10 protein-coding genes and 1 pseudogene are annotated in these 9789 nt (G+C 60.4%); 3 read left to right on the forward strand and 8 right to left on the reverse strand.

Annotated elements, in window-relative coordinates; genetic code table 11:
• Positions 1-40 precede the first annotated feature (40 nt).
• The 8 genes and pseudogenes from CVM52_RS02865 to CVM52_RS28050 all read right to left on the reverse strand — a co-directional run bounded on the left by CVM52_RS02865 (position 41) and on the right by CVM52_RS28050 (position 6642).
• On the reverse strand, positions 41-697 hold the full coding sequence (locus CVM52_RS02865; protein WP_100161079.1) for a DUF6927 domain-containing protein: 657 nt from the start codon (positions 695-697) through the stop codon (positions 41-43).
• Positions 697-1290, reverse strand: a complete 594-nt coding sequence (locus tag CVM52_RS02870) for a regulator (protein WP_100161080.1) — start codon at positions 1288-1290, stop codon at positions 697-699. The genes CVM52_RS02865 and CVM52_RS02870 overlap by 1 nt, the downstream gene beginning before the upstream one ends.
• A gap of 68 nt (positions 1291-1358) precedes the next feature.
• Positions 1359-3308, reverse strand: a complete 1950-nt coding sequence (locus CVM52_RS02875; protein WP_100161081.1) for a ParB/RepB/Spo0J family partition protein — start codon at positions 3306-3308, stop codon at positions 1359-1361.
• Positions 3309-3458: 150 nt separating this feature from the next.
• Positions 3459-3848, reverse strand: a complete 390-nt coding sequence (locus tag CVM52_RS02880; protein ID WP_100161082.1) for a DUF3768 domain-containing protein — start codon at positions 3846-3848, stop codon at positions 3459-3461.
• Between the two features lie 90 nt (positions 3849-3938).
• Positions 3939-4117, reverse strand: a pseudogene (locus CVM52_RS27605) (ArdC family protein); the annotation flags it as partial.
• Positions 4118-4393: 276 nt separating this feature from the next.
• The gene (locus CVM52_RS02890; protein WP_100161083.1) at positions 4394-4684 is read right to left on the reverse strand and encodes a WGR domain-containing protein; all 291 of its coding nucleotides are present in this window, start codon (positions 4682-4684) and stop codon (positions 4394-4396) included.
• Between the two features lie 322 nt (positions 4685-5006).
• Positions 5007-6311: a type II toxin-antitoxin system HipA family toxin gene (locus CVM52_RS02895; RefSeq protein ID WP_100161084.1), complete on the reverse strand. Its 1305-nt coding sequence runs from the start codon at positions 6309-6311 to the stop codon at positions 5007-5009.
• On the reverse strand, positions 6304-6642 hold the full coding sequence (locus tag CVM52_RS28050; RefSeq protein WP_100161085.1) for a helix-turn-helix domain-containing protein: 339 nt from the start codon (positions 6640-6642) through the stop codon (positions 6304-6306). The genes CVM52_RS02895 and CVM52_RS28050 overlap by 8 nt, the downstream gene beginning before the upstream one ends.
• 429 nt (positions 6643-7071) lie before the next feature.
• On the opposite strand from CVM52_RS28050, the gene CVM52_RS02905 reads away from it, so the two are divergent.
• The 3 genes from CVM52_RS02905 (at position 7072) to CVM52_RS28055 (ending at position 9749) form a co-directional block, all read left to right on the forward strand.
• Positions 7072-8388: an ImmA/IrrE family metallo-endopeptidase gene (locus CVM52_RS02905; RefSeq protein ID WP_100161102.1), complete on the forward strand. Its 1317-nt coding sequence runs from the start codon at positions 7072-7074 to the stop codon at positions 8386-8388.
• Entirely contained in the window at positions 8363-9454 is a 1092-nt protein-coding gene (locus CVM52_RS02910; protein WP_100161086.1) for a beta family protein, read from the forward strand. The genes CVM52_RS02905 and CVM52_RS02910 overlap by 26 nt, the downstream gene beginning before the upstream one ends.
• Before the next feature lie 106 nt (positions 9455-9560).
• Complete coding sequence (locus CVM52_RS28055; RefSeq protein WP_100161087.1) at positions 9561-9749, forward strand: AAA family ATPase; 189 nt, start codon at positions 9561-9563, stop codon at positions 9747-9749.
• Positions 9750-9789 lie beyond the last annotated feature (40 nt).

Below are 9789 nucleotides of genomic sequence, written 5' to 3' on the forward strand. Positions count from 1 at the left end.
GGGAGGCGGCTCAATGTTGGACAGATGATGTTGGCGGTTGTCAGGAGCCCCTACCAACGAAGAACTCGGCCAGGACGGGGCTCGTCGCACCCTTCGCCGAGCTGAGACGTTCCGATCCGGCCAGCGAGGCCTTCGGCAGACGCACGAGACCGCCGGTTTCCTCGATGCGGTAGCACCGGCGCTTTTGCCCTCCACGCTGGTAATGGGTGACAGTCACGATCTGGCAGGTGCTGCCGTCGGTCAGCGTGACCGGCGCTGCAAGCCGTATTCGGTCCCCCTCGTCGTAGTCCGGGATTGCCGCCCAGTCCCGGCAGCGCTGGCGCCAGGCATGGGCATAGCTGTCGGGATCCTTCAACTCGGAGAGCAGGGCCAGAAGGCTGACGGGCGCCCGCGACTCCACCGGGTCGGAAGTCTCCTCCATGTCCTTGTAGCCCCAGCATCCATCGTCATAGCGCGTTAGGAAGACGGCCCCGAAGGTGATCGACCCGTCGGCATCGGGCAAGTAGGTCGCATCCTCAACCGGCGCGCCATCAAGTGTCGTTATCCTGGCCGCGGCATACCAGGTCGAGCCCACCTTGCAGGCCTTGAGCAGGACTGTCTTGCGGGTTTCGGTCTCAAAGCTACAGAGCCGGGCGATCTCCGCCTTCTCGTCCGCGTAGGTCCTCACGCGGCGGTCGGTGTAGAAGAGCCAGCCCATTATGCCACCCTCCGGTCGTCGACCTCGATCAGCGCGTCGAGCGGCACCCGGTAGGGCAGCATCTCGTCGAAACCCTCGCAGTTGCCGCGGTTCTGCACGAGCGCCTGCGTATCGGTTATGTCCATGAGGATCACCCGGAACGTGCCTCCGAGACCGGAGGGGACATCATAGGTGCCGCCGATCAGGTAGTCGGCCGCACCGCGCGCAAAGACCCGGATCGTGTGACCATCGGTCGCCAACCGAATGGTGTCGTGTCCGCGGTCGATGAGCATCTGCACGTCGTCGAGAATGTCGGTGTAAAACTGGCCCGTCAGATCACGAAACGCCGCTTGCCGGGCCCCCATCCAATCGGTGTCCCGAAACGGGTTGATGTCTGCGGCGAAAGCATAGGAGGGGTCGGCGCGTTCCGTCGTGACGATCCGCGTGGAGGAGCCATCAATCCCGTTCGAGCGCAGATGGACACCATTGCCGACGATCAGGATCAGCGCGGGGTTGCCGACCGGGCCATTCCAGTTCGGCAGGAAGGTGGAGCAGCCGCGCGCATGCGCGATCTGGGCCGCGACGTCCGCGGCGGAAAAGCTGAGAAGTGCCATGGGATTTACCTGTGAGTTTGAGAGAGGTGCGACCCGCACCGGCAATGCGGTGCGGGTCGGCTTCAGGGTCAGGCCGCTTCGGCGACCTCGGTTTCGCCTTCGGACGGCTCGGTGCCCGAGGTCTGCATCATCGGCGGGCACCAGGCCGCGACCGCCGCCCGCTGCGCCTCCGTCAGGGTGGCGAAGGGCTCGGCGAAGAGCTTGTCGCAGAAGGCGACGACCTCCTTCTTGGTCGAGGACGCCAGGGTCACCGCCTCTTGCGTGAGTCCCAGCTCCTCGCCGAGGATTTTGAGGAGCCACGCCTTCTTAAAGCGGTTGAAAAGCGCCGCGTTCGGTGTCCAGTGCGCGCGGATGTCCGGCATCACCTCGATCTCGAAATCATGCATCAGGCTGTCGCGCTGCCGGTCCCGCGCCAAACAGGACTGCGTGGTTGCTGCCGTGGCGTAGGCCACGAGCTTGGCTTTCTCGCCCGCATTGAGGGCTCGGAACATGGCGAACTGATCGGCGGGAGATTTCGCATCATCCGCCCAGGAGAGATCGAGCGCGTCATGCGCGGCAGCCACCTGTTCGAGCGAGGTGCCATCGATCTCGCCCATCTTGGCGTGGGTGCGATACTCTTGGCGCGCATCGAGTTTGATCGCCTGCGTGACGCCCATGCCGTGGCCCAGCACATCGGTGACAAGTTTGAACAGCGTGAGATCCAGCGTCGCCTCCGGGTGCATCGTCATGGCTGCGCCAAGCGCCATCGCCCGCTCGGTCTTGAGGTCCTCGGTCAGCGAGGCGGGGTAGGTGATCTCGTCGCTGTCCGTCGCGCCCTCTTCCGCAGAGGTACCGGGCGCTTTGCCGAACCTCTCCGGCTGATCTTCGGGACGCACCAGCCCGACATGCAGGGAGATCCTGCCCTGCGACCAGGTGGCGATCACGCCGGAGCGAGCAAGATCCTCGGCGCTGTAGGCCTCATGCAGATCCCGTGCCTCGGCCTCAAGCAAATCCACGCGTTCGTAGAGCGCATTGTAAGCCTCGTCCGCGAGTTCCTCGTTCTCCATCTCGCGCTCAAGCTTCTCCAGCTCGGCGGTGATCTCGTCGACGCGTTGCTGGCCGCTTTCATCGGGCTCGATCGGCCCCGGATAGACCCGACCGAATTCGGCCATGGCGGCGTAATCGTACTGGATGACCGCATCGGCCCAAGCGAAGCCCATCTCCGCGCGCGCCTCTTCGGCCGCGGCGGTGAGTTTCTCGAGGAGAATGGTCTCGACCAGCGCAGAATCCTCGAGCACGGAATGCTCGTCCAGGAGGTCCGCTGCGATGGCACCGCCACGCGCCTCATAGTCCTTCCGCACGAAGGCCCCGATATCGTCACTGACCTGCACGCCACGAGACTTCAGCGCGTTCCGGACCGTATAGGCCTGCAGGTAATTGCTCTCCTTGGTAAGCGCCTCGAAAACGTCTTTCTGAACTTCCTGGCTAGGGTGATCTGCGAAGGCTTTCATCACGTCGAGCGTGATCGCCTTTGCGCGTGCCGCCGCGCGGATCTCCGGATGGATGAGCCCATAACGCAGCCGGCCTTTGACCGCTGCGACCGTGGTGCCGAAGGTCTTCGCGATGGTCTCTGGCGTCTGGCCGTCGACCTCCATCATCCGCGCGAAGGCCTCGAACTCGTCGATGGCATTCATCGGCGCCTGGGTGATGTTCTCGGCGAGCGACAGCGCGGTGGTCACGTCGCAATCGCCCGGGACTAGGCGGCAGTCGATCTTGGTACGATTGGTGAACCCCTTGGCAGCCTTGTCCGCGACCAGTTCCATAAGGGCCGCATGACGCCGACCGCCTGCGAGGACCCCGAACTTGCCATCGATTTGCTGAACGAGCAGCGGTTGGAGGAGGCCCAGCACCGCGATACTGGCCTTCAGGTGCGCGATGTTGTCGGAGGCGTAGGCCTCAGGGGACTGAGCCCGCACATTCGCGGGATGGGCTACGAGATCGCCGATGGCGATGGAAATGGGTTGGAGGGCTTGTGTCATGAAATGTCCTTCTCTGGGTTCTGCGCCACCCGGACATCCCGAGCGGCCTGACCGATCCCCGGATCCGGGAACCAAAAGGGCAAAAGGCCCACTTTCCCTTTCAATGGGTCGGCGGGCCTCTCGAAGTTGGTGAAGGGGTTGCGGCACACCCTACCAGTCGTGCGCCATCATGATGGTCAGGACACGCGTGGTCGTCTCGGGGTTGCCGGGATCCTCAGCACCATAGCGGAAGTCGGAGTCCGCTTCGTAGAGATCGAGTTTCCAGAACACGGTCTCCCCACGGATCGTGACCGCCCCGAAATCGTGCCAGCCCTCGGGATCGTTCTCAGGTTCAAAGATCTCGAACTCCCCCGTCGCCTTCACAGCCTCGGCCATGAAGTCGTCGCCGGCCTCCATCAATGCCCGTGTCACATGTACCCGGCCCTGGACGGGCCGATCCGGTGGCACCCCGAGGCAGGCAAGTTTGCGGAAGGCGTCGTTCAGCGCAGCGATGGCGGCCGCGTCGGGCGGGGTGAACGCGAGGGGTTCAGGATGGCTCATGGGTCTGTCCTTTCCGGATGGGTTGAAACCACCAGACCCAAGGCCTCCTTTCACTTTCCCCAGGGGTCACAGTCGCAATGGTTTCCTGCCTCACGCGGCCCGTTCACCCTGCCCCGCCTCCAACGCGGCGACCAGATAGTCGCAGGCGCGCTGCGCATCCGCCGCTTGTCCGACCGAAGCACACGCAGCCAGTTGTCGAAATAGGCCACGTTCAGCTCCAGCGTATGCGTGGAGAACCCCAGCTTCTGGCCAAGAAAAACCGTACAGAGTACGCGATGCGGTCCGTACGGACCGCCCGCAATCATGAGCCGGCGACTTCAAGAGCTTGCAAGCTTGGCAATTCAATAAAATTGGCCCGCGCTCAAAAAAGAACGGCCGAGACAGAGCTCGGCCAAAGTCCAACAGGGAGGTATGGCGGTCTTGGGCACGATGGCCACGTCCACCATAGAGAAATGTAAGCGTTTCGCGAGCGTCTCTCAAGCTGAGCTTATTGGATCTGAAAAGTGATTGCTGACGTCTGCGCAAGAGCCGTTTGAAGGATTACATCAGATCGACGTCCTTGGCCTGTATTCACGCTTGCGCTTGAGGGCATCGTGGGCCTTCATCGCGTCCATCGCCGAGTGTTCGTCCGGATGCCGCTCGATCAGAGACTGGCCGCGACAACCAATCCTCCCCCACTCTCGCACAAGGTCCACGCCTCCAAACAAGTCCGGTTGCAAGCTCATGTGATAGTACCGCCGCATGTTCAACGACGCATCGATGCGCCTCAGGTCAACAGAACGAGATGAGCCATTACGGCTCGGATATTGTTCGAATACGCTGGGGACATCGTCCATGAAGCGAATGTATCTGAAGCGTCGTGTTACGACAACATGTTCTTCTTTAGTTCTAGGCTGCGCCCTCTCCCAGCTGTAAATGGAACGCCGAGCGCGCACAGGCAGTTTGAGTATACTTTGCTTTGACTAGGCCCCAATGCTGCAAGTGCTATGTGATTGAATAAGAACGGGCCATTGTCGTGACCTGTACGCAGCGAACGACGCAGTGCTCAAAACGATCTCAGAGTGAGCCGGACACCGATGATATCGCGATGCAATTTCGCGCGGTTGACAATCGTGTCCACGACTGATCCCAAGGCAATCCGTATTGGGCGGCCCGGCGCTACTTACCCCGCAAATTCATGCGAAACGTTTTCTCGATACGGCTCACATCAGAATGCTCAACACCCGCCCGTTCAGCGAACTCGTGCCACTGCGCGACCGCGCCCAGGATTTCCTCAATAGCTTGGTTCGCCCTGTTGGATTTCAGCCCCACGTTCGAAGCAAAAACCATGAGGTCGCCATGAGTGAAATCGTTTCGCTTTCCAGCTAGGCTCATTTGATGGTCGCGCGTCCATGAGCCAGAAGGATTGTAGGAATAGGCCACGTCATAGGCTGGGAACAGTCGCCAAGTGCCGGACCGGCCCATGAGGAAGGAGATGTTCTTGACGTGGTCATCTTGGTTGCGAGCGACAACGTTGAAGACAGCGCGCTTGTATTGTTGCTCCACCACATCCATTCCGAGCCCAAGATCCCTAATCGTCATGATGGCCTGCTCGTAGGAATAAGAGGCCGGGTCATTGAAGTCGAAATGCTGTATCGCGCCGAGCGATTGCATGTGGACCTTGCGCCCTCGTTCGTCCCGGTCGAACCGACGCGTCATGAAATGGCTTCGTCCGCCTTCATGGTGAAGCCTGCATTCCGACATGTCGATGCCCGCCGCCGTCGCCATCAGGTAATATGCGTACTCGATTTTTCCGAAGCCTTGGGGATCGGCTAGCTCCTTATCTCGATTGTTGGACACGCCGTCGAACTTCAAGAGCCAGTGCTCGTATCCCTCGTCGACTTTGACTTGGCCTGACCTGAACTCCCCGGTGTCTCGGTTCCAGGCAAGCACCGCCTTCGCGCGCGCGCCACCCGCCGAAGTCCCGACGCTCAAAATATCTTCGAGCGCCTCTGCGTCGTCCTCGCCTCCGAGCCTGCCGGCAAGGTTCTCGCGCTCGCTTAAGACCCTGTTGGCCAGATCCACCAACTGAGCCACTTCCAGCTTTTTGGACCGGGTCGCTTTACGGACCGTTGGCTCGAATTCCAGTGCCCCGATTCCGCGGTTGCCGATGTAGCAAAGCCGATCCACTGGGCTGAACCGGCCCGCGCTTCGCCCCGTTTCTGCAAGCCACGCATCGATCAACCGGTTCCCGAACTTGTCCGGCAACGCGTCGGCCAACATGCCGGGTAACCCTTTGAACGTTTCCTTCGGAAGGGCGGGAAACTCGTAGGGTGCTTCCCGAACTGGCATCTTCAGGGGCGCGACCTCAATACCCGCGCCCACAAAGGCCGGATCGTATTGAAAGATGCCGAGTGCGCGTGCTTCATCCCAACTTACGGCACCGATGCGCCGACCCCACAATATTATGCTCGCATCAGTCATCTACGTCGTCACCCCAGGTCCATGATGATTTTTTGGGTTGTTCCGATGCAGGACTCGCTCTCCTGCGTTCCTTCCCCTTCTGTGAGACGCGTTCAATTGGCCTGATGTCTCCCTCTGGTAACACAGAGAGTATCGCATGCTCCAAATCGAGCGCAGCGGCGACGCGAAGAAAGGTGTCCAGTGTGGAAGGATCCCCAGCCTCAAGGCGACGCAGGGTGCGGACTCCGATGCCCGCCTTCTCGGCGAGGTCAGTTTGGGTTACGTTGCGCGCGAGGCGCAGACGCGCAAGACGCTGCCCGATTTCATGTTCGATTTGTTGTGACGTCGCCATTGCTTCTCTAAAGGCCAAACGTTGCCGATTAAGCTAGTTAACTCGCCATAGTCGGTCACATATGGCCCTTTGTAGGTTAATTTGTCAACAGGTCTCAAGTGGCCTCTTGTGGCGCAAGATCGTCATCAAGCGGCCGCATACGGCCTTTTAATCACGATTTCCGATTTCGCACTGGTGAGTTGTTGGGGAATGGACCCAAGCGAACCCGAGGTCCCTCCGGCGGAAGCCGCGAACCGCATCGAACCTGCAACGAGGTGCTGCCAGCTCATTTAGGCAAACTCCGCATGCCCATAGCAGGAGTGATGGCAGCACCGGAAGCCCCGAATTCATTGCGTCAACGCCTCACGGTAGTTCAGAAGCCCATTGCACCCAACTTATCCGTTGTGTACTTGGCCACAACATAAAAGTTGGGTATATTGAGGCATGACCATGAACGGAATCACCCTGAACGAAAAGGAAGCACGGGAAGCGCGCGCGCGGATTTCTCGTCTCTCCGAGGCACTTCACTCGGAGCACGCTATGGAGCCGGTCGTGGCCGGCCTGCCGCCTGAGGTGGTTTCTCAAGTCTCGCGAATGATGAAGGCCGAACGCGAGCGCCTGACCCGAGCAGTCGAGGCTTATGAAGTGGCCAAGGAAACACAAAAGCCCACAGCACTAAAGGCCCTTGTAAACCAAGAGCCAGGTTTGATGCTGATCGTCGCTAGGATAGCCAACGGTTACTCCCAGAAAGACCTGGCTTGGCGCCTCGGAGTGAAAGAACAGCAGGTCCAGCGTTGGGAAGCTGAGCGATACGCCCAGATCAGTCTCAAGAATTATAACCGTGTCGCGGCGCTGCTCGGTGTTCGCCTGACTGCCGACATGCCCGACCAACCTGCCTTCCGTGGGCTGGACAAAGTGATTGACGGGGTTTCGAAATCGGAAATCAAGAAAATCCTCAAGCATGGACGCGAGAACGGCTGGTTCGCCGAAGACTTCACTGAGGCTGAGCTTCGCCGCTACATCGCCGAGAACCGGATCGACTTCGGAAGCCCGGGGCTTCTCCGAACTGGCCTCAACGTTGTGGATCACACCGAAGACGTGCTGCTCCATGCTTGGCGCGCCAGGGTCACAGCGAGGGCGCGCGAGGCTTTCGCAGGCGTCGAGGACATTCATGAGCCGCTTGAACTCAAGTGGATGCCCGAACTGGTCCGTCTGAGCAATGATCCCCGCGGACCGCTCCGGGCAGTGGAAGTGCTCGCCATTCGTGGAATCGTCTTGATTGTGGAGCCACAGATCCCCGGCCTCAAGATCGATGGCGCGGCGTTCATCGTGGATGGGAGACCGGTCATCGGAATGACCGTCAGGACCGACACGGTGGACAACTTCTGGTTCACGCTGATGCATGAACTTGCCCACGTCACTCTTCACTTCTCCACCGGTCTGGCCGTAGGCTTCTACGATCAGACCGACCAAGAGACATCGGTCGATGAACAGGAGGAGGAGGCCAACCGCTTCGCCTCAAACTTGCTTATCCCAGAAGAACGCTGGCGGCGCTCTACCGCCCGTATCGCGAAGTCGGCTGCGGTCATCGAGCGCTTCGCCAATGAGCTAGGCATCCATCCGGCGATTGTGTTCGGGCGGATACGCAAGGAACGGGGCGAGTGGTCCCTGTTCGCAAACAAGATCGGGAGGAACACCGTAAGGAAACTGTTTGTGGGTGAAGCCCAGAAAGGAAAGAGTGATGCTCCCATACTACCCGGCTCTTAGGGCTAAGCCCGGTGAGTTCGCTGCCTGCGGTAGGCTGGCCGCCCGTTATCAGGGACACGTGTGCCCTCGCTTCGTGGTGCCGCCTCCTACCGAGTCAGACCCCGAAAAGGGGCGCGTGCCAACGCTGGACGAGATCGCCTACATGATGGGGGAGCGCCTCGGAAAGAGCTGGCCCCACCGGCGTGCGTTTCTTGACCCGCAACTGGCCGCGGCGGCCCTGGGCGACGAGGGTGTGGCGACGCTCTTCCGCATCGCCACGGCGGTAAACTCCCGCCTGCTTCCCGTTCTGACTGTTGCCGATCTGAGCAACCCGGCCCGGCAGGGCCTTATTCGGGGCGGCGACGTGCGGGCAGGCATCTACATGGACTTCGAGGAAGTTGATCCCGCTGCCCTGGTCAAGGCGGTGGAAAAGGCGGGCGTCCGGCCGGAACAGTGTGTCCTCTTCGTAGACTTCACCGGGGCGCCCCTGGGCGCTGACTTCGCGCCCGCCATCGGCGAAATCTTCGATCAACTGGACGGCGCGGCGCGGTGGAGCAAAATCGTCTACCAAGCGTCAGCGTACCCGGACAAGCTGCCGGTCGGAGCTAACGAGCGCACGTTGGTCGCAAGGGCGGAGTGGACCACTTTCTTGGCGGCTCTCAAAGAGACTGGTGTCCAACCAAATCGACTGGCCTACGGCGACTTCGGCGCGGATTGCGGGCGAATGGTGTTCCCGAAGGGTAAGGGCGGTGGACGACCGAGGCCGCACCTTCGCTACACCGGTAAGACCCACACCTTGGTGATCAGGGGCAGCGACTCGGGAGCCTTCACGCCGACGATGCGCGAAGTCTGCAGGCAGATCGTCGAGAGCAAGGAGTACTGCGGCAGAGGCTTCTCCCCCGCAGACGACCGGATCTGGCGCAACGCGAAGGGGCTGACAGAAACCTGCGGCGACGCGACTGGCTGGCGGGAATTGAACACCGCGCATCACCTGGTCAGGGTTGTTAGGGACCTGGGTGCCATGTCGGGCATCGAGTTCGAAGAGGATGCTGTCGCTGAGTACTCGGAGCAAGAAAGTTTGTTTTAGAGTTCGACCACGAAAATTACCTAGTCACGGATCACTGTTCCGTTTGGGAAGCTGCTTCTGCCTCTCGCTACGGGCGTCCGGTCTTTACTATTTTGAGTGAGGAAAAATGCATCTTTCACGGATTCTGATTGAGAATTTCCGGAACTTTTCAAAACTAGACGTAGCCCTCGATGGAAACGTTGTTGTGGTTGGCGAAAACAAGGTCGGCAAAAGCAACCTGATGCATGCCCTCCGGTTGCTGTTTGATCCCTCTCTGCCTGACCTGCCCCCCGCGAAATCCCTCATCATGATGTAGAGTCTGCCCAACCTTGAAGGAGCAGACGAATGCGAAAGAG

It is taken from the genome of Pseudooceanicola lipolyticus, assembly GCF_002786325.1.
GTDB classification, from domain to species: domain Bacteria; phylum Pseudomonadota; class Alphaproteobacteria; order Rhodobacterales; family Rhodobacteraceae; genus Pseudooceanicola_C; species Pseudooceanicola_C lipolyticus.